At 47.9% G+C, this 25015-nt stretch carries 22 protein-coding genes; 1 reads left to right on the top strand and 21 read right to left on the bottom strand.

Annotated features, from left to right (window positions below):
- Window position 1 precedes the first annotated feature (1 nt).
- The 21 genes from nadA to pth all read right to left on the bottom strand — a co-directional run bounded on the left by nadA (window position 2) and on the right by pth (window position 24677).
- Window positions 2-940: a quinolinate synthase NadA gene (nadA, locus tag J2T20_RS21595; protein WP_307591401.1), complete on the bottom strand. Its 939-nt coding sequence runs from the start codon at window positions 938-940 to the stop codon at window positions 2-4.
- 218 nt (window positions 941-1158) lie between these two features.
- The gene (gene ftsH / locus J2T20_RS21590) at window positions 1159-3213 is read right to left on the bottom strand and encodes an ATP-dependent zinc metalloprotease FtsH (RefSeq protein WP_307591399.1); all 2055 of its coding nucleotides are present in this window, start codon (window positions 3211-3213) and stop codon (window positions 1159-1161) included.
- Between the two features lie 107 nt (window positions 3214-3320).
- Window positions 3321-3860 carry a hypoxanthine phosphoribosyltransferase gene (gene hpt / locus J2T20_RS21585; RefSeq protein WP_307591397.1) on the bottom strand — a complete coding sequence of 180 codons (540 nt, stop codon included), beginning with the start codon at window positions 3858-3860 and terminating at the stop codon, window positions 3321-3323.
- A gap of 45 nt (window positions 3861-3905) precedes the next feature.
- Complete coding sequence (tilS, locus tag J2T20_RS21580) at window positions 3906-5345, bottom strand: tRNA lysidine(34) synthetase TilS (RefSeq protein ID WP_307591395.1); 1440 nt, start codon at window positions 5343-5345, stop codon at window positions 3906-3908.
- Window positions 5346-5449: 104 nt separating this feature from the next.
- A complete protein-coding gene (locus J2T20_RS21575) occupies window positions 5450-6388 on the bottom strand; it encodes a serine/threonine protein kinase (RefSeq protein WP_373457839.1) in 939 nt (312 codons plus the stop codon).
- Window positions 6378-7124 (bottom strand): VWA domain-containing protein, encoded by a 747-nt coding sequence (locus J2T20_RS21570; protein WP_307591391.1) that lies wholly within the window; start codon window positions 7122-7124, stop codon window positions 6378-6380. The genes J2T20_RS21575 and J2T20_RS21570 overlap by 11 nt, the downstream gene beginning before the upstream one ends.
- Window positions 7125-7341: 217 nt before the next feature.
- Window positions 7342-9849 (bottom strand): stage II sporulation protein E, encoded by a 2508-nt coding sequence (gene spoIIE, locus J2T20_RS21565; RefSeq protein WP_307591389.1) that lies wholly within the window; start codon window positions 9847-9849, stop codon window positions 7342-7344.
- A 364-nt stretch (window positions 9850-10213) separates the two neighbouring features.
- Window positions 10214-10738, bottom strand: coding sequence for a S1 domain-containing RNA-binding protein (locus J2T20_RS21560; RefSeq protein WP_307591387.1), 525 nt, complete (start codon window positions 10736-10738; stop codon window positions 10214-10216).
- A 125-nt stretch (window positions 10739-10863) separates the two neighbouring features.
- The gene (locus J2T20_RS21555; RefSeq protein ID WP_307591385.1) at window positions 10864-11196 is read right to left on the bottom strand and encodes an FtsB family cell division protein; all 333 of its coding nucleotides are present in this window, start codon (window positions 11194-11196) and stop codon (window positions 10864-10866) included.
- 15 nt (window positions 11197-11211) lie between these two features.
- Window positions 11212-11781, bottom strand: coding sequence for a spore cortex biosynthesis protein YabQ (yabQ, locus tag J2T20_RS21550; protein WP_307591383.1), 570 nt, complete (start codon window positions 11779-11781; stop codon window positions 11212-11214).
- Window positions 11778-12062 carry a sporulation protein YabP gene (gene yabP, locus J2T20_RS21545; RefSeq protein ID WP_307591381.1) on the bottom strand — a complete coding sequence of 95 codons (285 nt, stop codon included), beginning with the start codon at window positions 12060-12062 and terminating at the stop codon, window positions 11778-11780. The genes yabQ and yabP overlap by 4 nt, the downstream gene beginning before the upstream one ends.
- 152 nt (window positions 12063-12214) lie before the next feature.
- On the bottom strand, window positions 12215-12493 hold the full coding sequence (locus J2T20_RS21540) for an RNA-binding S4 domain-containing protein (RefSeq protein ID WP_036651580.1): 279 nt from the start codon (window positions 12491-12493) through the stop codon (window positions 12215-12217).
- Complete coding sequence (locus J2T20_RS21535) at window positions 12493-12765, bottom strand: HU family DNA-binding protein (protein WP_307591379.1); 273 nt, start codon at window positions 12763-12765, stop codon at window positions 12493-12495. Before J2T20_RS21535 ends, J2T20_RS21540 begins: the two co-directional genes overlap by 1 nt.
- A gap of 284 nt (window positions 12766-13049) precedes the next feature.
- Window positions 13050-14546, bottom strand: a complete 1497-nt coding sequence (gene mazG / locus J2T20_RS21530) for a nucleoside triphosphate pyrophosphohydrolase (protein ID WP_307591377.1) — start codon at window positions 14544-14546, stop codon at window positions 13050-13052.
- A gap of 88 nt (window positions 14547-14634) precedes the next feature.
- Entirely contained in the window at window positions 14635-16251 is a 1617-nt protein-coding gene (locus J2T20_RS21525; RefSeq protein WP_307591375.1) for a putative polysaccharide biosynthesis protein, read from the bottom strand.
- A gap of 132 nt (window positions 16252-16383) precedes the next feature.
- Window positions 16384-16926, bottom strand: a complete 543-nt coding sequence (gene spoVT, locus J2T20_RS21520) for a stage V sporulation protein T (RefSeq protein WP_307591373.1) — start codon at window positions 16924-16926, stop codon at window positions 16384-16386.
- Between the two features lie 309 nt (window positions 16927-17235).
- The gene (gene ltrA, locus J2T20_RS21515) at window positions 17236-18528 is read right to left on the bottom strand and encodes a group II intron reverse transcriptase/maturase (RefSeq protein ID WP_307591371.1); all 1293 of its coding nucleotides are present in this window, start codon (window positions 18526-18528) and stop codon (window positions 17236-17238) included.
- 580 nt (window positions 18529-19108) lie between these two features.
- Window positions 19109-20155 carry a peptidylprolyl isomerase gene (locus J2T20_RS21510; RefSeq protein ID WP_307591370.1) on the bottom strand — a complete coding sequence of 349 codons (1047 nt, stop codon included), beginning with the start codon at window positions 20153-20155 and terminating at the stop codon, window positions 19109-19111.
- On the bottom strand, window positions 20142-23666 hold the full coding sequence (mfd, locus tag J2T20_RS21505; protein WP_307591369.1) for a transcription-repair coupling factor: 3525 nt from the start codon (window positions 23664-23666) through the stop codon (window positions 20142-20144). The genes J2T20_RS21510 and mfd overlap by 14 nt, the downstream gene beginning before the upstream one ends.
- A 135-nt stretch (window positions 23667-23801) precedes the next feature.
- Window positions 23802-24032 (bottom strand): anti-sigma-F factor Fin family protein, encoded by a 231-nt coding sequence (locus J2T20_RS21500; RefSeq protein ID WP_307591367.1) that lies wholly within the window; start codon window positions 24030-24032, stop codon window positions 23802-23804.
- 84 nt (window positions 24033-24116) lie between these two features.
- On the bottom strand, window positions 24117-24677 hold the full coding sequence (gene pth, locus J2T20_RS21495; protein WP_307591449.1) for an aminoacyl-tRNA hydrolase: 561 nt from the start codon (window positions 24675-24677) through the stop codon (window positions 24117-24119).
- Between the two features lie 111 nt (window positions 24678-24788).
- Here pth and J2T20_RS21490 point away from each other — a divergent pair, with 111 nt between their 5' ends.
- Window positions 24789-24992 (top strand): hypothetical protein, encoded by a 204-nt coding sequence (locus J2T20_RS21490; RefSeq protein WP_307591365.1) that lies wholly within the window; start codon window positions 24789-24791, stop codon window positions 24990-24992.
- The last annotated feature ends 23 nt before the right edge of the window (window positions 24993-25015 follow it).

Raw genomic sequence — 25015 nt, 5'->3', positions numbered from 1 at the left:
GCTACCGTACTTGTAGCATGCGCTCTAGGGAAGTTCTGGCTTTGTCGGCGACAGCAGGCGGAACGTAAATTTGCGGTTTCATCGTCTCCAGGCATTTAACCAGTTTTTTTAGATTATTAACTTTCATATTAGGGCATACAAGAAACTTTGTGGCAAAGTGGAACTCTTTATCCGGGCTATCTTTACGCAGTTGGTATCCGGTACCATCTTCTGTTCCGACGATAAACTGCTTGCGGTCCGATTTACGGCAATATTCAAGAATGGATGTAGTGCTGCCTACATAGTCCCCCATAGCAACAACCTCAGGGCGACATTCGGGGTGAACCACAAATTCTGCTTCAGGATACTTTGCTCTCATCTCATTTACATCCTTGACGGTAAGCATATCATGGGTATTGCAGTAGCCTTCCCAAATGATCAGCTTTTTGCCGGTTTGATCTTGGACGTATTGACCCAAATTTTTATCCGGTACCCATATAATTTCTTCAGCATCCAGGGACTCGATGACTTTCACAGCATTCGCAGAGGTACAACAAATATCAGTCTCCGCTTTAATTTCAGCCGATGAGTTGATATAGGTAACCACTTTAGCATTGGGATGCTGAGCTTTCAGTTTACGCAGGCCATCTACATTGACCATATCAGCCATAGGGCAGCCAGCACGCTCATCAGGAATGAGCACTGTTTTATTAGGTGCCAGAATTTTAGCGCTCTCGCCCATGAAATGTACACCACAGAACACAATGACTTCTGCATCGGTCTCTGCGGCTTTTTGGGCTAACAAAAAGGAGTCACCCCTAAAGTCGGCAACTTCTTGAATTTCATCCCGTTGATAATAATGAGCCAAAATAATAGCATTGCGTTCCTTCTTAAGCTGTTCCAGACGTACACGCAGTTCCCGATTCTGTTCCTGCTTGCGCTCCAGTGCCAGAGCTTCCACGGTTCATTTTCCCCCTTATATTTTCGCTGCATTGAGCCAGCGCATCATTTAAAATATAACTAATATATTAATCATTAATGTACACAACCATCTTCGCCCTGTCAATGTAAAGGGATGTGGCGTTAAACTCAGAATTTTACCAATTTATAGAGACTAAAAAACCGGAGAACAGTTATGTTCTCCGGTTTTTTGTTTCTGCACATAAGGGATGAGGCACTTTAGACCAGGCTTCCGCCGCCGCCTTTATTGCCGTCTTCTGGATCGCTATCGCCATCCGTCTCTGATTTGCCAAGAATATCTTTGGTCAAATCTCCGACTGGAGGGGTGTTCTCACCAGTCTTGCCTTGAATACGAACCCGTACATCGCCGATGGTGTCGATGGTCGCTTCTCCAACCTCAATCGCAACCCCTTCGCCATCTTCCGGCATACCGTCTTCAGTCAGATATCCTTGCTCAATCAGCTCTTTAATCTGATCCAGTTCAAGAGTTTCCTTCTCCAACAGGGTGTTCGCAATCAGGTGCATTTCTTTGGAATGCTTGATCAGGAGATCTTTACAACGCTCGTAGCTTTGACGAATGAAGTTCTGCATTTCTTGATCAATTTCATAAGCAATGGAATCACTATAGTTCTGTTCATGCCCGATATCACGACCAAGGAATACTTGACCTTGGGATGTGCCGAACTGCATAGGACCAAGCTTCTCACTCATACCATACTCCATAATCATCGCCCGTACGATACGGGTTGCTTGCTGGAAGTCACTATATGCACCTGTGCCAATTTCACCGATGAATAATTCTTCGGCTACCCGGCCACCCAGGAGACCAGTTACTTTATCAAGCAGTTCCTGCTTCGTAACAATCATGCGATCTTCCTTCGGCAACATGATTACATATCCACCAGCGCGTCCGCGCGGAATGATAGTTACCTTGTGTACGATATCGGCATGCTCCAGGAAATATCCTACGATGGTATGGCCCGCTTCGTGATAAGCTACGATGCGTTTCTCGCGATCACTAATTACACGGCTGCGTTTCTCAGTACCCACGATTACACGGTCAATGGCTTCGTCGACTTCTTTCATGGAGATATCCTTACGATTACGACGTGCTGCAAGCAGGGCTGCTTCGTTAAGAAGGTTCTCCAGATCCGCACCTGTAAATCCGGTCGTGCGCTTAGCAACAACATCAAGTCTTACATCGTTCGTAAGCGGTTTATTGCGGGAGTGCACTTTAAGTACAGCTTCACGGCCCTTCACATCAGGGCGGTCAACCGTAATTTGACGGTCGAAACGTCCTGGACGCAGTAAGGCAGGATCGAGAATATCAGCACGGTTAGTTGCAGCGACGATAATAATACCCTCGTTACCACCGAAACCATCCATCTCAACGAGCAATTGGTTGAGTGTCTGCTCGCGTTCGTCATGTCCGCCGCCGAGTCCGGCGCCGCGTTGACGGCCTACTGCATCAATTTCATCGATGAAAATGATACAAGGTGCGTTCTTCTTGGCATTCTCGAACAAGTCGCGAACACGGGAAGCCCCGACACCAACGAACATTTCCACAAAGTCAGAACCTGAGATACTGAAGAAAGGAACGCCGGCTTCACCAGCTACCGCACGAGCCAGCAATGTTTTACCGGTTCCGGGAGGGCCCACAAGCAGCACACCCTTAGGTATACGGGCACCAACAGCAGCGAATTTACGCGGATCCTTAAGGAATTCCACGACCTCCACAAGCTCTTGCTTCTCTTCGTCAGCCCCTGCAACATCCTCAAAGCTGATTTTCTTCTTCTCTTCATTATATAACCGGGCTTTGCTTTTGCCGAAATTCATTACCTTACCGCCGCCACCCTGTGTCTGATTGAACAGGAAGAAGAACAGGATGAACATAATTACGAGCGGGATAATCGAAGAAAGGAATGTCAGCCAAATGCTGTCACCCTCCATTTTCTTCTGGGTGTATTGCACATTGTGTTCTTCACTGGTTGTAACCAACTCATTGATAGCGGCATCTGTAGGAGGAATATATGTGGAGAAGCTTTTCGATTTAGAGTCAGCAGGCGCCTTTCTGTATTCACCAGTAACTAAAAAGGCATTTTGCTCGAACTGGACCGTCAATTTCTCCACATTGTCACTCTTAATTTCCTGCCTAAGCTCGTCGTATCTAGGGAAATCGGCGGCTTCGTTCCCATTACTTACAAATTGGACTATGCCCACCACGACTAAAAATAAAATCAAATAAAAACCAGAATTCCGGATGAACCGATTCATCCCCTACCTCCTCTCACACGCTTAAGTTATTGTACCATAGCCTGTTGGGACACCTCAAATAGTGGACGCCCCGTTATTAGATCCATATGATCAAGGCTGTCTATAGGTCACTTGGAATAAACCTCAGGCTTTAGTACTCCGATGTAGGGGAGATTCCGATATAACTCGGCATAATCAAGACCATAGCCCACTACGAACTCGTCAGGAAGAACAAAACCAGTGTAATCCGCTTCAAGATCCACCGTACGTCCAGCTGGTTTATCAAACAGAGTCACTACTGAAATCGAAGCCGCATTGCGGTTGCGAAGCAGTTCAATCAAATAGCTGAGTGTAAGGCCACTGTCGATAATATCTTCAACAATCAGCACGTCGCGTCCTTCAACCGGCACATCCAGATCCTTGATGATCTTAACTACACCGGAGGATTTGGTTGATGCTCCATAACTGGATACGGCCATAAAATCCATTTCAACGGGTACCGTAATAACCTTAACCAAATCGGCCATAAAAATGAATGCTCCCTTTAATACACAAATAACCAAAGGGGTACGTCCCTCATATTCTGCACTCAGCACTACACCGAGCTCTTTAATCTTTTGTTGAATTTCCTCTTCGCTGATCAAGATCTCTTGAATATCGTTCTGCAACTTGCGAACCTCCTAAGTTATACTATGAAAGATTTACTTCAACCATTACGATCCTTCTCCAGTTGCCTCTTCAAGAGTCAGGAGAAGCACGTCCTGCGTTTGCCGCCCTACTGCGGCATGGATCGAGCGTCTTATGCCCGGAATCCAGACGATATTGCCCACACCATCACAAACCAAGGGAATAAGAGAGCGTTCGGAAGAAGGTATTTTATCATCAATGTAAATATCTTTTACCTTTTTGCTTCCCTTTAATCCCATGACTTTTATGATATCTCCGGGCAGTCTGGAACGGATCGTCAGCGGAAAAACCAGTTCACGAGCGTCGAACCATGCCGACATCTTTCCTGAACCTTCCCCTTGAACCAAAAAGCTTTCTCTCTCCAGCACAGTCATCGTCAACACTTTCCCAATTTCACTTAAATTAAGCTGAGATTCGGGTAAAGAAAGCCGATATGTATAGCTTGCCTGCTGCTGCGGAGGCTTGGACGAGAACAAAATGGTGTCGTATTGCCGCATACAGGTCAGGCCTCCACCTAAGTCAAGACTCCATGAAGTGGGATGGTCCTGCAGCGCTCCCCGGCGTACAGCTTCGATTTTATTAAAATCAAACACTGGATGGTCCGCCGACAGATAATTTAATATTAGTTTAATCAAACGCCGTTGTAAAGCGGAGGCCACGGGGGCAAAAGATGCCCTGTCAAAGGCATATTCACCTTTGCTGCTCCTGACCAGTTCTTGAAAGCATTTTGCAGTGGCCGCTTCCATAAATTCATCTTCGGCTCCGACAATCTCTGCCAGTTGCGTAAGTGACTGGTTCAGCTTTCCGTTGTACCTTTCCAGAAAAGGGAGCACCTCAAGCCTGACGGCATTTCGTTTATATTTCACCTGCCTATTACTGGCGTCCTCGGCATAGGGGAAACCATGGCTCTGACATAGCTCTATAAGAGCTGTTTTGTTAATACGAAGAAAAGGGCGGATGAGTTCCACCTTTTTTTCAGTTCTTTTCCACCTCATACCGGCCAGCCCTGACAGACCGCTTCCGCGTAACAAACGCATTAACACCGTCTCTGCCTGATCATCAGCATGATGTGCCAAAGCCACAGATACCGCTCCGTATTGCTTAGCGGTGTCTATAAGGAATTCATAACGCTTCTTGCGTGCCGCCTCCTGAGCGCCTAATCCGCTCTTCTTAATGTAATCGGGGATATCGAATTCGGCCATCTCAAAAGCTATGCCCAGCTCCATAGCCAGTTTGCGGACAAATTCCGCCTCCTGACGGGATTCTGCTCTAAATCCATGATTCACATGGGCACATACTAAAGTTAAGGGTGTCCTATTCAAGGATATTTCGTGCAATACACGCAAAAGAGCCACAGAATCCGGGCCTCCGGAAACTGCGACTACAATGGTATCGTGCGGCGCCCACAGCCCATGCTCTGCTGCAGCGTCAATTACTGCATCCACTAATCCATTCATTTGTTCCATATCCGGCTCCCTTTCCTGAAATATAAGAATGTGAGTTTGTTTAACTCTATGAATTATTCTTATACTTTTTATAATAGATCAGCATACCGGCTGTATGTATGAGTTCAGAAACGAATCACCCAATAAATTGTAAAGACCAGTACAAAGAGTGAAAATGCAAAGCTGTTCTTAAGCCACCGCGGAGTCTTCATGCCAGTCGGCTTAACAGCCCGGGAATTATAAACGTGTTCCTTCCACATCGCACATGCTTGCTTCGAATCTGAAAATCCACCTTGCAATGCAAGGTTTAGCCAGGAGGCCAGCTTTCGGTTTGGAAGATGTCTGGTCAGCTTAAGCAACTCCTCCACACTTCTGGTCTGCGGCAACTGAGAGGCAGCGGTCTTTAACCCGCCCTCATCCAGCAGACGCAAGCACAGCACAGCAAAGGAGAACAAATCATAAGCTTCATCCGCTGTACGGCTTCCTGCGTTCCAGAAGCCACGGTCATGCCACTCTGTAAACTGCTTCACGCTTTTGCCGATGGGACTTACCCCTCCGAAGTCAATAAGCTCCGCTTCTCCATAATCGGATACCATGACATTCTCCGGCTTCAAGTCTCCAAATACAAAGCCACACTCATGCAGCCCACGCAGCTTATCCAATAATTTAAGTCCCACAAGTCCTATCCATGAAGGGCCGTGCTTGGACAAAAAATGATGAAGAGGCCTGCCTTCTATATAGCGCATTACATAAAACGGGACATTGTTGCCATCACTGAAATCATCTGCTTCCAGTAAATAGGAAGATAACGGTGTCTCCCGCCGGGCATGATATTCATTCCGCTTTCTGCATGATTGCAACGAGGTCAGCGCATTGATCTCCGATTGCAAATCAAGCGTATCGTATCCAATTTTTAGCGCATAGCGTTCCCGTCTTCCTTCTCGCTGTACAAGATATACGGTTCCGTTCGCACCTTTACCCAGCACCCGTTCTACAAGATAACGGTTTCCCCGCCACTTGCCTTGAATAACGGTACCGGTTGGATAAGGCGGATTAGACGACATACCCACCAAGCATCCCTTCTCTTTCGCCCTGGCCTTCCACCAGATAGCGGCCTTGATGTTCATTCAGTGTATCATAACGATAGTGTTCAAGCACCTTGAAAATAGCCGGTCCTGTCGGTGTTGCCCCCCTCATCCGTAAACGGGAGAACAGCGAGCGGATACCGGATAGATCAGAAGTCCAATCGGCATCAAGCACAGCGTCCTCTTCGCTGCTGCGTCCAGGGAAATGGAACACAGCAATCTCACTGGTTCCTTCCCGTGCTTCAAGACTCAGCGCCAGATCGCGAATAGCGTCTTCTACAGCACCCAGCTTTGGCTTCATGCTTGCACTCGCGTCAATAAGCAGTGCAATCCGCAGGTCTGAAGTTTCTGTAAGCTCATCTACTACAGTAACCACCTTGGAACGCTGGATCGGGTGTAAATCCCCCAGGGTTCCTTCACCCAGTATTTTTTTCACCTCTTTATTAACCGCTTGCTGGATCGTCTGAACCACCGTCTTGCGTGTCATCATCTGCATGGTTTGAGCTAGCTGCGGTGTGCCAACAATACGACTAAGTCCGCCCCCAGCCTTAGCGATATCTGCGATTTCCCGGCTTCCGAGCTCGCCGATGGTACCGTAATCAACCACGCCAACTACATTGACTGTGATTCCCTCCTGCAAGGCATGTGCAGCCGCCATCACCGGACTCTCGCCGACATTGGAACATCCGTCAGTAATAAGCAAGATTTGTTTCATCCGTTATCCACTCCCCTGGGCTCGTTTTGAAATCTTAGTCTCTATCATTTCCAGAAATGAGAGATTTCAAACGCCGCTTGGCGGGAGTATAAAAGATTTATAGAACCGTGAATAACCGCCACTGCGATAAATACTGGACTTTCGATCGCTGTTGTCCCCAGAACAAAGGCGAACGCTTGCGCTTCTAAAGTTCCAGTATTTCTCTTCGTTACTCTATTCAACTGACTGTGCGGGGGCGCTCCATCCGTGAAAGACCCGGCACATGCAGGTTAGACCATTCCGGACGGAAGTGATCCAACCGGCTAACAACTATGGTCATATCATCATGAATATCGTTACCCTGATATCGAATAACTTTTTCAAGCAGGCTGTCCGCCATTTCCTGAGGATCGTTTCCTTCAAGCTCCTGGATTAATCTTTTCATCCATATTTCTTTATTAACGGCATAACCGGGCGCATCATATATACCATCGGTCATCATGATCAAAATATCACCCGGACGCAGCTGCATACTCACTAGATCAACCTCTATGTCCTGAATGATGCCGATAGGCAGATTGCTCGCCGATACAGGGATGACTTCACTGCCACGTCTGATAAAGCTTGGAGCCGAAGCAATCTTCATGAATGTAGTCTGGGCGGAATACTGATCGATCAGCGCCATGTCTACGGTTGCATAAAATTCCTCCGGTGAGCGAAGCAGCAGAATCGAATTCACTGATTTCACTGCCAGCTTCTCATCCATACCCGACTGCAGCAGCTTTTCCAGCATCCCGAGTGCTGCACTGCTCTCCATGCGTGCTCTTTCCCCGTTGCCCATCCCGTCGCTAATAGAGACAGCGAATGTACCATTACCAAGCTCCACTGTGCTGAAGCTGTCTCCTGACAGCATGTCCCCCCCTTTGGCTGCACTCGCCACTCCTGTACTAACTTCGTAAGCCTTAGCAGACCCGAAGATGACCATGGACAGCCCTTCGCGGGGATGGACGGAGACTTCACTCGTTACGGCAATATTCTCCTCCAAAATATCAGACAGGAGCGGGGCAATCATTTTTCGGCATTCATCAAAGCCCCTTGTATAAGCATGCATCACTTCAATTTCCACATGCCCGGGGTCCAGACTTATAATGTCTATGCTATGGATGGAAAGTCCCAGCTTCTCCAAAGCTTCGCGAATTTGGCCTTCCTGACGATACATGGCCTGACCTTCGCGCTTGATCTCCCGGGCCAGATCCTCCATGACCTGTGATACTCCGGACAGTTGTTCTGCCACAAATTGGCGGCTGTCGTATATTTGTCTTTTCCATCGCATATCATGTTGATATAGACCATATTGACTCTTCATCACATCAAGCACCTCCCCCGTCTTGCCGCAAATCCGGCTCCACTCCGGCGGAAGATTGGTTGCCGTTATATCCGGGCACTCCTCTACAGTGGTCATCATATCCGTCATATATCTATAGGTCTGATAGAACTTTGAATCCCAGCAATGAGAGCGCCGAATACAGCCCGTGCAAGCTTCTTCGGTGACCGCATTCATGAAATGCTCCATCTCCCGGTCCGATTTACCCGCCTCTCCGGCACGAGGGATCTGGCCGAAGCTGCTCGACAACTGCTTGAACACCTGAGAAAACTGTGTAACACGCTCCGCGGTCAGATCCCTAACCCGCCTTGCATATTCATGCTGGGAGCGGCTATGGTCAACCGTACCGGGGACATATTTAGCAATGGTAGAAATGAGAACCCGTGGAGTCAGCAAAAACAGCACTACTGCGACGCAGGTCTCCCACGTTGAGGCCATCATATCGCTAGGTCCGGTGAAATACACGGATAGAATGGTTGACCCCAGCAGCATCCCTATAGATACCGCACCTTTCCGCCCCCCTTGCATCATACCCGCCAGCATCCCTGAGAAGGCCAGGAGACTCATTTGATAAATCGCGCCTATATCAGCCAAACTTAGGATGAGTCCGGTTACCACACCAACAGAGGCTCCCAGCGGAGCACCACCAGCCATGGCAAACAGCAGGATCAGATAGCGGGATAATATATGTTCCAGTGAAAGGCCGTTCACCGTCCAGCCCACAAGTCCGGTCATAACAGATGCAAGTAGAATAATTAAGCAAAGAATCTCCTCATTTCGCAGCACCCGGCTCTTCTGCCGATACGTAAGCAGCGGAAGCGCCTGTAAAAATACAAGAGTAAGGACAAAGCCAAGCAAAGAATCCAGCGTCATCATCAGGAGAGGATACCACGATAGAGAAGGGCCGATTACCGTCTGGAACAGACCTACCATAAACGAAGCCACAAATACCATCATCGGTGCGTAAGAGAGATCTATCCGTTGGAAGCTCTCCAGCCCTTTATAGAGCAGAATAAAAATGATAAGTTCAGCTGCAATAACCAACCCTCCAGGGAACGGAGTAAAAAGGCTTCCTGCAATAATGGCAACGGCCACCGGCAATACTGAGTCTCTGCGCATAAAGACAATGACGGCAAAATAGGCTGCAGCGAACGGCGACAGCTCGTCCAATATCATCGCTCGGCCAAGCAAGAAACCCATAACAGTAAGCAGCAGCATCCATTTCTTTGAGGCGATAATCTGAAGCATGTGCTGTCTTTGGCTCCAGCCTTTAATACGCTCCCCAAAGGTTTTTTTCACTTCTTCATCCCTGCTCGCTACTCTTGTCCACTCCGGCAAATTAACCACATTGCTTTTATTCATTCCCTTAAGCACCACCCGTTTGGAATTTATGTTTCCCATTATATAGCGGTCGGTTTGCTAAAGTTTGTCAAAACAGGAGGGGAATCAGGAATAAATTTCCGACAAAAAAGCCTGCGCCGACAAGTCTCGGGAAAGGCAACTGATCCCTTGCGGGGCAGTTAGTTGAAGGACTTCGAGAGCAATGAACCGTTCATGAATGACTGCACACAACGTACCCATTCGTCAGCGATTGCTCCAATGTTATGTGAGAATACACAGGATGCTGTCGGCAAAAAAATATGAATAGACAAAAAATATGAATAGACAAAAAAACCGCATGAGGCCAAAAGCCCCAGCGGTTATTTATGATGTGCTAGATTAAGTTTTATACGCGTTTGGCGCCACGGCCTCCACGCTTACCTTCCGTGTTCTTCTTGATCGAAGATATCCGTTCTTCACTGTCTTTCAGGAAGCGTGACATTTTATCCTCGAATGAAGGTTTACCGGCTGCAGGCTTAAATGGACGCCCTCCCCGTTCACGATTAAATCCACCGCCGCCACCGCTGCTGCCGCCGCCACCTTCACGACCACCGCCACCGCCGCCACCAAAACGGTCTCCACCGCTTGGACGATCTGGTCTTGGAGCTCTAGGGGGACGAACTTCTGATGCGGGCTTATCAACAGCCTGCTTAATGGAAAGTCCGATCTTACCGTCCTTGTCAACGTTGATCACCTTGACTGTTACGACATCACTAATCTTCAGATGATCATTAACATCCTTAACGTAATTATCGGCGATTTCCGAGATGTGAACGAGTCCTGTGACACCTCCTGACAGATCCACAAATGCTCCGAAATGCGTGATGCCTGTCACTTTGCCTTCTAACTTGGTGCCCACTTCAATTGCCATAGAATAAAATGATCCTCCCTTAAAAATATACAGACGAATATTATGGTCATACAGTCTGCGGTGATTTGATTATACAGTAAAGAGCAAAGCAAGGCAACAGACTGGTACCTCTTTTAGCCCCTTATTTACTCTGTTTGTTCCGTTCGAATTGGTGTTTCGCCTTTAGGATAGATATTATACCATTTACGCGCTAACTGGCCTATATACTCGTTATCATTCAACCTCGATACTTCGTATTTCAGCTGCAGCAAGGATTTGGAAACATTCTCATTAGTCTCCTGCTTTTTTGCCAGCTCGTCCTTTTTGTCCGCAATAAGCATACTCTGAGCAAAGAAAGTAAATCCTGCCCAGCCCAAGAACACAGCTACAAAAAGAATCCATATGAACTTCCGCCTCTTGGTTCCAGCGGCTGAAGACTTAGTGTAATTACTTTTCTCTTCGGCAGAGAATCTGCTCATCTTAGCCCCTCCACTTCAAGATCGGCGTCTCCATATTTTGGTTAACCATTGAGAGCCTTTCACAACCCAAGATCTTGCTTTCAGCCAGATCACCCATGCAGAAATCCATCTTGCAGGCATAACCCATAATGGCTTAGTCAGCCACCGCAGTATTTTGAATACAGCCAGAAGCACCCGGCCCAGCAGTCGAAGAATTCCTAAAAAAAGATTCCATAGCCATAGCAGCGGTAGTCCGATAACGATTACAATTAACCGCCATAACAACCTACATACATATTGAACCGATTGAATTAACATTACCACAAAACGCCGTACCGTAACACTGAAGATCAAAAAATAGATCCATACTCCTAGAAACAAACCCAGGAAGGCATAGAACCGCAATTGACCCTGGTTGCCGGCATACAGCATTCGGAATACAAAAAGTGCAGCTGCCATCCAATAAAGCAGATCGAGTACGGCATTTAGCCCTTTGGAAAAATGCAGCTTCACTGACAACACCCGGTAACTGTCATAAGCCAGTCCCATGACACCGCCTGCTAGCAGCATATACAGCAGCGTTACCCACTGAACAACCGGGTTCATTTGAACAGCTTTCCAAGGAAGCCTTTATTTTTACCCTGTGTACCGGGATCGAGATAAACCAACGAGTGAACGTTACCCTCCAGAGACAGAATTCCGTTCTCCAGACTTAAGTTTTTGATATGTAAATGGGTTCCGCGGATCGTAAGATGGCCAAGTTCGGTCTGCAACAAAAACTCCTCACTATCAAAGCTCTCTACATTTTGAATCCCGGTGAGTTCCAACTGCTTGCGGCTGTGCATATGAAGATCATGCTGCTTGTTGACTTTAGTCGGTTCGATCATAGCATGTACCCCTCCTCCCTAGTCCTAATCTATGCAAGAAGGAGTTCCATTAGAACACAGGAGTAGAATAATTATTTGATATAGTGAAATAAAAAAAGCGCACCTCTACATGACGTAAAGGTACGCTTCTCTTAGTCTCTGGCAGTCAACTCTTACCAGTCCAGGCCGGTGCTTTTGGCGATCGGCTCTTCCCGTAATAGTGTGTACATGCCGGCTGCTTCATCCTTGCGGGTGGTTTCAACCAGTTTTTCCACTTTGACCGTTACCAGCTTCTGACCGAATTGAACGGTAATCTCGTCACCGATCTTTACCGCACTGCTCGGCTTGGATTCCCGTCCATTAATCAACACCCGGCCTTGTTCGGACACATCCTTGGCCACCGTACGGCGTTTAATCAAACGGGAAACTTTCAAAAATTTATCAAGACGCATTAGTTAACTGCTTCTTTAAGCTTGTTCCCAGCCTTGAAGGCCGGTACTGTAGATTCCGGAATTTCAATGGTTGTGCCCGTTTGTGGATTGCGGCCTGTACGTCCGGAACGTTTACGTGTTTCGAAAGTACCAAAACCGATCAGTTGAACCTTGTCTCCGCCCGCCAAAGCTTCGGTAATTTCGCCCAGGAAACCGTTCAATACGGCTTCTACATCTTTTTTTGCCAATCCGTTTTTCTCGGAAATGTTGTTGATCAGATCTGTCTTGTTCATAATTTAAAGTTCCTCCCAGGATACAAAAAATAAATGAAACGCTGATTTGCAGCCAAGTTCTGCCACTAATCATCATTTCGTCTTTATGATATTCTTGATGCCGATGCATATTCCTGCCACAACCCGTCATTTTCTACAAGAAAAACGGGAATTTACGTATTTCTTGATCACTGGACAGAGATTGTCCCGATGTGAGTTAGGCACTATTACATTATAAACCTGTAATACAACTTTAAATCAAGACCTCCACCAAGAAAGGGATCAAATCACTCTTTATGTGAGTGTTAAGCCCGTTCCTTAAGCTTAGCTTCCTGCCACAAGGCCTCCATCTCTTCAAGGTTGCTCTCTTCGAGACTGCGACCCTTAACCTTAAGACTTTGCTCAATATATTCAAACCGCTCCACAAACTTACGGTTAGTGCGTGTTAAGGCTTCTTCCGGATCGGCTCCGATGAACCTTGCAGCATTTGTTGCGGCAAATAATAGATCACCCAACTCCGAAATTTGCTCCTCAGCCGGTGCGCCTGCATCAATTGCTTCCTGCAGTTCATCTATTTCCTCACGGATCTTGGCAATCACATCGGTAATGTTATCCCAGTCAAAACCAACCTTAGATGCCTTCTTCTGAAGTTTATAAGCCTTCATAAGAGCGGGCAGATCACGCGGAATACCGCTCAGAGCAGATTGAGTCTCAGGCTTCACACCTTTACGGCGCTTCTCCTCTGCCTTCATGCCCTCCCAGTTCTGCAGTGCTTCTTCAGCGTTCCCTGCATTGGTATCCCCAAAGACATGCGGATGGCGGAAGATCAGCTTGTCGTTCAACCCCTGAATTACATCGAAGACATCAAAGGTTCCAAGCTCCTCCTCCATTTGGGAATGAAGCATGATTTGCAGCAGAAGATCGCCCAGCTCCTCCTTCATGTGCTCCGGATCATCCTCATCTATTGTTTCCAGTACCTCATAGGTTTCCTCAATCAGGTTCTTGCGCAAAGACTCATGAGTCTGCTCCTGATCCCACGGACAACCTTCCGGACTGCGCAAAATTCCAACAATCTCATGCAGACGGGAGAAGGTGCGCTTCCGGATATCCCCCTCACGGTTGGCCGGGATATAAATAAGAGACAGATTGCCATAACCCTCCAGACGATCCAGTTCATATAAGGGAACAGTCTGGATACTCTCTTCGTTCTCCACCCCAAGAGCATGTCCGACAACCACCTCGTAATCCGCCGGATACAGCTCCATCAGGCACAGCTTGGTCTCTGAGGCCGTAAAGGTATCGTAAACTTGACCAATCAATGTGTGGAGCTCAGGTTGAAGCTGAGATCTACGAATACCGGACGCGTCCAGCAGTTGAAAGCCTTCAATCGGGTCAAAGCCCAAACGCACAAAGGCTTCATCCAGGAAGCTCTCCCCACCAAGAACCTGTAAGGTTATTCCCGCTGAAGGACAACGCTTCCGGAGTAAAGAGACCGCGGATTCCGCGACCATCGGGTGTCCCGGAACAGCATACACGATTTGCGTTCCAGCCTCTGCCGTACGAGCCTCCTCGATTAGTCTTGAGGTAATGGCTTCATATACCTCCGGAAAAGAGGACAACGTCTCATACAATCCATCGAAGGATTCTGAGGCGATTCCAAGCTCCGAAAGAGCTGCCATTACCGGATGCTCCTTCGTACGGACATAAACGACGGAGGCCTCCTTCAGCTTTTTGACTATACCTAGTGTCAGCCTGTCCGGATTACCCGATCCAAGGCCCACAACGGTTAATGTTGCACTCATGCCTGTTCCACTCCTCTGCCCGCCTCAATCCATGAAAGGTCGCGGGGCTTGTAATAGGTGCTTATGTAAAGCTAAGTTGTTCCAACCCTTACGGGAAGAGGCGAAGCTTCTTCATTAGCTTCGCCAAAGGAGGGCCGATGCCCGGCAGCCCTCGCAGCTCATCCTCGCTGAGCATCCGCAGGGCGATAGCGCCTACGGCAAAGACGGCGCAGCCCGCGCTCACGCCGAGCAGGCTCTGCGCGAGGCTTGCGGCCCGCCCGCCGGCCAAGCCGGCTGCCGCCAAGGCTGCGTCAGCGCTCCAGCTGACAGCGGCGGCGGCGAAGCCTAAGCCCGCGACCAGCAGCGCGGGCTTGGCCAAGACATCTGCGGGGCGAAGCCGCAGATGGGCTTTACGGCGCAGCAGCAGCACGTTCAGGGCTGCTGCGAAGAGATGCGCGGCCACGCCAGCAATGGCCGCGCCGGTAATTCCTAGCTGCGGGACGAGCAGCACGTTGAGGGCCGCCTTCAGCAGCGCGGCGGCCAGCAGGTGCAGCGCCGGCGCACGCACATGCCCCAGGCCCTGCAGCAGCGCGGCGGAAATGATACTGACCGTTCCGCCAGCGGCAGTGAACGCGATCCAGGTCATTGTACTGGTGCCGGCAGCATTGCCGTACAAGGCCACGTTAATCGGCTCAGCAAGCACCGCTAAGCCAACCGAGGCTGCAAGACCCAGCAGCCAGAACCAGTGAAGCGATTGCTGACAGCGTACTTCTATCAGCTTAGTATCTCCCCTGTAATTCGCCTCTGCTAGTGCAGGAATAAAAACCACAGATAGCGTCGTAGCCAGCATGGTTACGATCTGTACAAGTGGTAAGCCGCGGTTATATACGCCAAACTGTACCATCGCATCACTTTCGTTTGCGCCCGCAGACAGCAGGCGGGGCAGCGTGAATACATCCACCAGCCCTATAAGCGGGACAGCAAGGGCTCCAAGCATTACGGGGATTCCGTAAGACAAAAGACGACGGGTATGAATGACTTCTAGCCTTTCGGCTGGAGCCTTTTTTAATACAGAACGACTTCGATGACGTTGCCAATAGAGCAGCATGATTACGAGCCCAGCAGCACCGCCACCGGCTGAGCCGAGCATGGCACCCGCAGCAATAGACTCTGCACCGGCGTTTCCTGAACTTAAATACAACAGCAGAGTGATCATGACAACAACACGTACGGACTGCTCTACAATTTGCGACACCGCTGTCGGCACCATATTATGCAGTCCTTGAAAGTAACCGCGCAGTGCAGACATCACCGGGACAAAAAGCAATCCCCATGCGGCAGTACGCAGTGCGGCAGTAATATGGGAGTTACCGACCCAGCCTGCAATAAACGAGGCCCCCGTGTAGGTGGCGACACCTATCACTAAGCCGCTAAGTCCGGTGATAACTGCAGACCGTACTAAAATTCGCCGGGCAGTTTCCTGCCGTTCACCCACTGCAGCTTCTGCTACAAACTTGGAAACAGCCGCCGGCAAGCCAAGCATGGCTACTGTTACGAGTAATATATAAAGCGGATATACAGTGTTATATATTCCGAATACGGCATCACCGCCCAAGTTCTGCAGCGGAATTTTTTGCAGTGTTCCAATCAGCTTCGAAATAATGGCTGCCGCACTAAGAATAAAAGCGCCTTGCAGCAGTTTGGAGCCTGATGTTGAAGGTTTCATAAATATACCTACTTCTACGGCTATAATGGGATGAATTTCTATATTATACCGTAAAGGCCTCAGACAACAAAAGTCCCGCTTCCTCTGGGATCATAAATCCAAAGATAAGCGGGGCGTATTGTACAGAAGGTATTACTGCTCCATTTGTTTGCCTAGAAAAGCGGCAGCTGTTTCAGCCATTTTGATTTCCATTTGAGACATTTTAACGGCCTCATCCTTATTCATCAATACTACAGAGCCAATGGGGTCACCTCCGGAGATAATCGGTGCGGCTACATAAGAAGACATAGCATCCGGATGATCCTTACAAATTTCATAACTTCCACTATTCGTTTCCAATACCGTTTTGCGGCTGTCCATACAGTTTTCCAATAAGATCCCTACCTGCTTATCCAAATAATCCTTTTTAGATCCGCCTGCTAAAGCAATAAATGTGTCCCGGTCCGAAATCATAGTTATATGTCCGGTACCTTCAAATAGCGACTCTGCATATTCCTTGGCAAAATCTCCAAGCTCGCCAATCGGAGAATACTTCTTCAGTATAACTTCACCGTCACGGTCTACGAATATTTCCAGTGGATCACCCTCACGAATTCGAAGGGTTCGTCTAATTTCTTTGGGGATAACTACTCGTCCGAGGTCATCTATACGGCGTACAATTCCAGTAGCTTTCATTTCACATGTTGCCCCGCTTTCATAAGAAGTATGGTCCAACTACTGCACCTATGGGAAGGATAATCCCAGTGATTTATCGTGATATCTGACCCTAGTATTCATCTGTTCCCAATTACTTATACATAACATTACTTGATTAGAATATGACTCCAACATTGTGCTTAAAAACAACAAGAAAACGGCAATTCGAGCACCCATTATTTTATTCTAGAGTAAAAGGCTGGTGCAACCCAGCCCCTCCTCATCAAACCGTACGTGAGGTTTTCCCTCATACGGCTTTCCGATGTTTGTCATTCATGGGCATGCAGATTACAATAGCGTTCTTAGTCCATACATATTGGCAATATACTTAACCTCAGGTAATGAACTCATCCATCTCCCACGTTGTCTCTTCTTCGCGTACCACCGGGTTAATCGCTGCAGAATATACCAATCCAGTTTTGCTAATCTCTTTTGGCTGTAGTTCGTGTAGTAATAATTTCTCCATCCCTGAATCTTTGGATTGAGCCATTTCACATGCTCCCCGAACGATTTTGCACGCATGCCGGGTGGTGCTAGTCTTTCTTTGACCACACCTCGGATGCGTTCCTCTGCCTTCTTCGTTAGCCACTGTTGCGTGGTATAGTACACCTTCCCTTGAGACGTTTCTGCTTTCGTTTTTCGGTGGTGCATCCCTAAGAAGTCGAATCCTTCGTCTCCTGTCCATAAGCCTACAATGCGGGTTTTGGTCGGGTGTAGGGTTAACTCTAGACGTTCCATGATTCTGCGTATAAGTTCATACGCATGTTCCGCGTCCTTTTTGGTTTTGCAGACCACCACAAAATCGTCTGCATACCTTGTCAGTTCTCCCACTCCACTTCCGTGTTTTTCCCACAATCGGTCAAAGTAGTTCAGATAGATATTCGCCAACAGTGGTGATATGACCCCACCTTGCGGTGTCCCTAAATCAGAGCGCCGTACGTTTCCTTCTTCCATGATTCCCGCTTGAAGCCACTTCCGTATTAACTTCAAGATCCGCCTGTCATTGATACGCATTTGTACCAATTTCATGAGTTTATCTTGATTAATGTTGTCAAAGTAACCTTGGATATCGACGTCGACTACCCAATTTCCTTTGCGGTTACAGGCTTTCCGGATTCGATCTAACGCTCCTTTCGCACTTCGCTTCGGGCGAAATCCGAAGGATACTTCTTCGAAATCCGCTTCGAAGATGGGTTCTATCACGAGTTTCGCTGCCATTTGCATGACTCGGTCGCGCACGGTGGGTATGCCAAGCGGTCTTGGTTTCCCGTCTTTCTTCGGGATATAATGCCGCCGTACAGGCTGTGGGTGGTAATTGCCCTCTTTCAGTTCTCGCTCACAGCTTTTGAGGAATCTCGTGACTCCTTGTTCCTCGATTCCAGCGAGTGTCACGGCATCTACTCCCGCAGCTCCCTTGTTCGCTTTCACCCGTTTCCAGGCTTCGCATAGCACATCCCAGCGGTAGATTTTGTCATACAGAGCATGGAATTTACGCTTGTTGTTCTCCTTGGCCGCATGACCTAGCTTTTCTTGGAGTTCTTGAACTTTTTCCTTGGGTGTCGTTAGCCGGTTGGCATTCACTCACTCGTACCTCCTCCCAAAAGCATAAACAAAGCAGGGCTCCTTCCCTCCCTAAGGTTATGTTGTCCTTAGGTTCCTCGGTATTATGAGCCCCTCGGACTCCCTTCCCACAGACGATTCATTTCATCTTTTGGACTTATAGAGCGTCTCTTTACGGGTTCCTAAAAAAAAAAATCCCGTGTGGGGGAGGGTCTCCCCAGTTCACTGCATTATCTTTCAACCCATGCCGTTCCCTATACGCCGGAGGGTTCTTCACTATTGTTCCAAGTTCTGTACAGTTTCCTTGGCCTTCGTCTAATGTCTCGAGACTCGGCACCCTCTTTTCCCCTTCGCAGGGCCTTTTTGACGACGCGGCAGGATTCACTTCATGTTGCGGCCTGGATCGTTGCTCGCCCGGTCTCTGACCGGTACTTTGGTCGATGCGCTTTTACACACAGATTTCGCCATGTGCAAGCATCCTAGCTACAAAGGTGGCTTGGCCCCTCCTTTGGTTGGACTTTCACCAACTAGATAATGCGCGCCTCTGGGCACGCAGGCATCAAAAAAACACCACCCTAAGGTGGTGTATAAATGGTAATTCTTATTTAGCAGCTTCCGTTGCAGCAGGAGCTTCCGCACTTGGAGCCGTGGTAGGTTCTGTTCCGCTATCGGCTGCAGGGGCAGAGCTTTTCGGCAGGTTGATTTTGACATCAAGATCTTCCAGACCCGTCTCCATAAACGTCTGCAGGTTGGCGGAAGCAATCGAGCCCTTAACGCCTTCCTTCTCATCATCTGTTAGTTGATCAAAGGTTTTCTCTGTCCGTGATTCCACTTTAATAATGTGGTAACCGTACGAAGTTTTTACGGGTTCACTAATGGTGTTAAGCGGCAGGGTTTGAGCAGCTTTTTTAAACTCCTCTACATACGTTCCTAGAGGCTTGTCCGCAATTTCTCCACCCGCATCCTTAGAGCCTGGATCCTCGGAGTATTTCTTGGCGATTTCGGCAAAATCCGCTCCGCCATCCAATTGAGTCTTTACTTCCTTGATAAGTTTCAGTGTTTCTTCATCCGTACGTTCTTTTTCATTAGCATCCGTGAACCCGATCAGAACATGACGAAGGGTGGCAACTGTGAAATCACCTTTTGTGGCTTCAAATTCCTTCGTCACTTCATCGTCGGTTACTTTACCCAACATATCTTGATAAACAGAAAGCACACGGACCATGTAAGTCCGGATGTCTTTTTCCTTAATGTCCTGCTCCTTCAAAGTGCTCTCGAAGGTATCACCCATACCCGTCTTAAAGTTAGCAATCTGCACATCTGCTTCCTTCTCGGCTTCTTCTTTCGCTTTATCCGACGCCTTGCCGGCCAGATATTCGAAGGCAATCTCCTGCCGTAAAATAGATTCCTTAAATTCATCAATCTCCAAATATTGCGCCTGTTCAGGTGAAAGAACCTTCATAATCCGTTGATCCAGAGCGAATTCCTTCTCTGTAATCGTTCCGCCCTTGTAGCTAGCTACAGCCGTGCTATTATCATCGGCAGTGTTATTATTGTTATTGCTGCAAGCTGACAACATGGAAAAGGAAACAACTGCAGCCAGTGACACCAGCAGTACTTTCCATGACTTTTGATTATTTAGTGACATTGTGTAATTCTCCCTTCGATTTTAAAGACTGTTTGACTTCTTCTAGAAATTGTTCCAGTAAGCCAAGCAGCTCCTTATCCTCAAGCCCTTTAGATTTTACCCGGATCGCTGCTTTCGCGTCCCTATCAAATTGTACACGTCTTTCAAATCGATTTCCAACCTTAGCAAGCTTCGCGGTATCAAAAGCTCCGGTACGCCCCTCATGAAAATTCAGGGAAACCTCTTCCCCGCGTCTGACGATGGAATCAATTCCGTACATTTTACCATATACCTTCAACCGAGCGACAGACAAGAGGTTATCAACGGCCTCCGGCAGTTCACCAAACCGATCAAGGAGTTCATCCGCAAGCTCTGAAGCCTCATCAAATGAGGTTACTGCCGCTACTTTTTTATAAATCTCAATCTTCTGAATACTATCGTAAATATACTCGGACGGAAGGTAGGCATCAATTGCCAGATCAATAATTGTATTACCTTCCTTGAGCGAGGTGTCTTCCTCACCCAGTACCGTTACTTTACGCTTGCGTATTTCTTCAGCCAGCATCTGTGAATACAGGTCAAATCCGACAGAAGCAATAAATCCATGCTGCTCAGCACCCAACAGATTTCCCGCTCCGCGGATGGAGAGGTCACGCATCGCTATTTTGAAACCGGAGCCAAGTTCCGTAAATTCCTTGATGGACTGGAGACGTTTCTCTGCCACTTCCGTCAAGACCTTGTCTCGCTGATAGGTGAAATAGGCATACGCAATCCTGTTAGACCGACCGACGCGACCGCGAAGCTGATACAGCTGGGACAAGCCCATTTTATCGGCATCATGCACAATAAGCGTATTCACATTCGGAATATCTACACCCGTCTCAATAATGCTTGTACTGACGAGTACATCATATTCTCCGTCCAGGAAATCAAGAATGGTCTTCTCAAGCTCTGATTCCGACATTTGCCCATGGCCGATCCCTACTCTTGCTTCCGGGACCAGCATAGAGATCTGCGCCGCCATTTCCTGAATCCCCTGAACACGGTTATACAGATAGTATACCTGACCGCCGCGAGCCAACTCACGTTCTACTGCCTCACGTGTAAGTGTCTGACTATGCTCTACAACATAGGTCTGTACAGGGAAACGATTCTCCGGAGGTGTCTCAATAACAGACAAATCACGGACACCCAGCATCGACATATGAAGGGTACGCGGAATAGGTGTCGCCGTTAGGGTAAGAACATCAACATTGGTTTTCAGCTTCTTCAGCTTTTCCTTATGCGTCACACCAAAACGCTGCTCTTCATCCACGATAAGCAGTCCTAAATCTTTGAATACCAGATCCTGTGATAGCAGACGGTGTGTTCCAATAACAACATCTACCGTTCCCTGCCGGACGCCTTTAATCGTATCATTCTGTTCCTTCCGGCTGCGGAAACGGCTGAGTACCTGAATGTTAAGCGGATAATTGGAAAAGCGTTCACGGAAAGTCTCATAATGCTGCTGAGCTAAAATAGTCGTCGGCACCAGCACGGCTACTTGCTTGCCTTCAATAGCCGACTTAAATGCCGCTCTGATAGCAACCTCAGTCTTCCCGTATCCAACGTCACCACAAAGAAGACGATCCATCGGACGATTTTGTTCCATATCCTTTTTAATTTCTTCAATGGCCCGCAACTGATCACGAGTTTCCTCATAAGGAAAAATCTCTTCGAACTCATGCTGCTCTTGGGTATCCTTCTCGAAACCATACCCAATGGCACTTTGACGCTCCGCGTACAGCTTAATAAGATCATCTGCAATATCCTGAACCGAGGAACGTACTTTGCTCGTAACTCTGGCCCATTCATTCCCGCCCAGCTTATATACCTTAGGCTCTTTGTCTTCTGAGCCTACATATTTTTGAATAAGATCAATCTGCTCAATAGGTACAGAGAGCTTGTCGCCCCCAGCATACAGAATATGCATATAATCACGATGAATTCCGCTAACTTCCAGCGTCCCGATACCCATGTACTTGCCTATACCATGATTTTGATGAACGACATAATCGCCAATTTTCAGTTCGGTATAGCTCTTGATGCGCTCAGCGTTATCTATACCCTTGGACACTTTACGTGCCTTGCGCTGCTTTTGGGAGAACATTTCACCTTCGGTAATGACCGCCAGGTGAATAGAAGGAAGTTCGAAGCCCGAAGCCAGGTTTCCCTGAACAATGGTGGGCTCATCAATACCGTAATCATAAAGTATTCTCCGAACCCGTTCGATCCGCTCCTCACCGTTTGCAAGCATCATGACCCGTACGCCCGACTTGTTCCAACGCTCCATCTCAGACTTCAGTACATTCATTTGACCATGGAAGTCCTGCATACCACGGCTAATAAAGCCCAAAATGTTCTGGGGCTGGATATGTGGAACCTGTCTTAAAAAGATAGACATGAAAAGGCTTTGAAATGGACGTCGATACATAACTACTTCACTCTCAACAGACAGTGGCAGCTCAGGAAGCATCTTGCCATTTTGCAATAGATGAAGGTTCCATTCCGACTCATCACGCTCAAGCTGCTTCGAGGTTTCAAGCAACCGTGCAGGCTCGTCTAGAACAAGTATGGTGTCTTCTACCATGTAATCGTACAAATGAGTGCGTTCAGGGTAAAGCAAAGAAATATATTTGTAGATTTCCGGGAAATAAGTACCTTCCCTCAGCATCTCAAGCTCTCGTCCCAGTTCTTCACGCAAACGAAGCTTTGCCTGGCGGTCCGTCATTTTCTCCAGTTGACGCTCAAGCATCGCTGCTGCTTCTGAAGCGGCATTCTCTTGACGGGACTTCTCTGCGATGATTTCCTTCGAGGGTGTAATTTTTACACTGCGGACTTTATCAATGGAGCGCTGATCCGCAGGATCAAAGGTTCGAATCGAATCAACCTCATCATCGAACAGCTCCACCCGGTAGGCCAGGGGAGAGGTCATAGGATAAAAGTCAATAATTCCACCACGCACACTTAGTTCACCGCGGTTCTCTACGCGTTCTACCCGTTCATAACCCATCTCAATCATAGAGGTTAGGAAATCTTCCAAAACCAGTGTTCCGTCTTGAGAGACTATAATCTGAGCCTGAGCCATAATCTCGGGCGAAGGTAGCAATCTGCGTACTCCGGAGTATGGGACTACAACAATTCCACGGAAGCCCTGTGCGCATTTGGTCAGAACATCAATACGCTGTGCCAGTGTCTCCGGACTGGAGACAGCTGCTTCAGCAGCGACTAGCTCATTGGCAGGATAGAGCAGTACCCGATCCGGAGAAAGCGCTTCCTGTAGATCTTCTGCCATTTTCTGAGCTGAAAACATATTATGTGTGACTATGAGCAGCGGTCGGGAAGTCTCCTCGTGCAGAGCCGCAAGCATAATCTGCCTCGCGGAGCCGGACAAGCCCGATATCAGCTGTTCTTTCATTCCTGCAGCAACACCCCGGGTGACGGATTGAAAATCGGGGTCTTTGGAAAAAGCTTCTATAAGACCTTGCAACAAAAGGCGCACCTCTCTTACTGGACAGATCTCGGCGGCACTAATCGCCGCCACCCCTGTCATTATTAAAATCGAAAAGAAGCCTCAGCTGTGAGGCCAAGGCTTGCGGATGACGATAAAACAAGTACCGCCTCCACACTACTGAAGCGGACTGGCCAGAAGGCTAAGTTCTGGATTGTTTTCAAAGGCCTCTTTGCAGTAATCACAAGTTACCTTTACCGTTATCTCGCCTTCTGAATCATACGCAATTATATCTCTGCGCTCCGCAGGGGTCAAGGAATGAAGGCCGAGCTGCATTTCGGTAGCATCATTTTTGTTGATGCTTCCGAGAAATGTACGGCAGTGCCTGCAAACATAGTTTATTGCCATCTATATGCCTCCTGAAGATAGTATATACCTTCATTATGCCCTCTAGCTCCGGACTTTAGCCTTCAGCATCTAAACCAGTCAGCTCTAACCGTTAAACTTGGCCATGGTTTGCTCAAAAGTATGACGTAGACTGAACTCAAGTGCATCACAAGTATCAGCCAGCATAGATTTAAGTTTGTCTCCTTCCTTCTTAGGGAATGAAGAGAGTACATAATCCACTACAGCGAACCCCGGCTCAGGACGGGATATACCCAGCCGCACTCGATTGAAGGATTGTGTACCTGTATGCTGAATAATGGACTTGATGCCGTTATGGCCGCCTGGGCTGCCTTGATAGCGCAAACGAACCTTTCCGATTTCAGTATCCAGATCATCATAAACTACGATCATGTCTTCAAGGTTTACCTTATAATAATCCATGTATGCTCGAACCGCTTCACCAGAAAGGTTCATAAACGTCATCGGTTTAATCAGTACGGTCTTGACCCCGTCGATGACACCTTCACCGATCACAGATTTACATTTACTCTGATTAAAAGCGATACCGTGTCTCCCAGCCAGCTCATCCAGAGCCATAAAGCCAACGTTATGCCTTGTTTTCGAGTATTGCGAACCCGGATTTCCTAACCCGACAATCCATTTCATGAACGAACCTTCCCTTTCCATGCAGACTCTCCGGCAGGAGAAGTGTGTTTTTGGTACAATAAAAGTATTAATAACCCATTGACCGAATTATACTCCGAAAACAGGTGATCAATGATGTTACACCAGGGTGAGATTTTGACGCTTCAGCGCCATTTCCAATATCACATACAAAATGCTGTACCTGTAGAAGTCTGTAGAGGCACCGTGCATGTGGATATTGGCGTGCTGACCGCCGTAGATGACAACTTTGCAGAGCTGCAGGGAACGCTCTATAACCGTAGAGTGTTTACATTTATATCACGGCCCGGCTACTGAATGATAACATTCAACCAGCATCA

This window comes from Paenibacillus wynnii (genome assembly GCF_030812855.1).
Lineage (GTDB): Bacteria > Bacillota > Bacilli > Paenibacillales > Paenibacillaceae > Paenibacillus_AQ > Paenibacillus_AQ wynnii_A.
This window is presented reverse-complemented; position numbering and strand designations above follow the sequence as displayed.

Coding starts and splice junctions, on each gene's coding strand:
- ftsH (WP_307591399.1), bottom strand. CDS start 3,213: ATGAATCGGTTCATCCGGAATTCTGGTTTTTATTTGATTTTATTTTTA.
- tilS (WP_307591395.1), bottom strand. CDS start 5,345: ATGGAACAAATGAATGGATTAGTGGATGCAGTAATTGACGCTGCAGCA.
- J2T20_RS21575 (WP_373457839.1), bottom strand. CDS start 6,388: ATGTCGTCTAATCCGCCTTATCCAACCGGTACCGTTATTCAAGGCAAG.
- J2T20_RS21570 (WP_307591391.1), bottom strand. CDS start 7,124: ATGAAACAAATCTTGCTTATTACTGACGGATGTTCCAATGTCGGCGAG.
- spoIIE (WP_307591389.1), bottom strand. CDS start 9,849: ATGAATAAAAGCAATGTGGTTAATTTGCCGGAGTGGACAAGAGTAGCG.
- J2T20_RS21560 (WP_307591387.1), bottom strand. CDS start 10,738: ATGGCAATTGAAGTGGGCACCAAGTTAGAAGGCAAAGTGACAGGCATC.
- J2T20_RS21555 (WP_307591385.1), bottom strand. CDS start 11,196: ATGAGCAGATTCTCTGCCGAAGAGAAAAGTAATTACACTAAGTCTTCA.
- yabQ (WP_307591383.1), bottom strand. CDS start 11,781: ATGAACCCGGTTGTTCAGTGGGTAACGCTGCTGTATATGCTGCTAGCA.
- yabP (WP_307591381.1), bottom strand. CDS start 12,062: ATGATCGAACCGACTAAAGTCAACAAGCAGCATGATCTTCATATGCAC.
- J2T20_RS21540 (WP_036651580.1), bottom strand. CDS start 12,493: ATGCGTCTTGATAAATTTTTGAAAGTTTCCCGTTTGATTAAACGCCGT.
- J2T20_RS21535 (WP_307591379.1), bottom strand. CDS start 12,765: ATGAACAAGACAGATCTGATCAACAACATTTCCGAGAAAAACGGATTG.
- mazG (WP_307591377.1), bottom strand. CDS start 14,546: ATGAGTGCAACATTAACCGTTGTGGGCCTTGGATCGGGTAATCCGGAC.
- J2T20_RS21525 (WP_307591375.1), bottom strand. CDS start 16,251: ATGAAACCTTCAACATCAGGCTCCAAACTGCTGCAAGGCGCTTTTATT.
- spoVT (WP_307591373.1), bottom strand. CDS start 16,926: ATGAAAGCTACTGGAATTGTACGCCGTATAGATGACCTCGGACGAGTA.
- J2T20_RS21510 (WP_307591370.1), bottom strand. CDS start 20,155: ATGTCACTAAATAATCAAAAGTCATGGAAAGTACTGCTGGTGTCACTG.
- J2T20_RS21500 (WP_307591367.1), bottom strand. CDS start 24,032: ATGGCAATAAACTATGTTTGCAGGCACTGCCGTACATTTCTCGGAAGC.
- pth (WP_307591449.1), bottom strand. CDS start 24,677: ATGAAATGGATTGTCGGGTTAGGAAATCCGGGTTCGCAATACTCGAAA.
- J2T20_RS21490 (WP_307591365.1), top strand. CDS start 24,789: ATGATGTTACACCAGGGTGAGATTTTGACGCTTCAGCGCCATTTCCAA.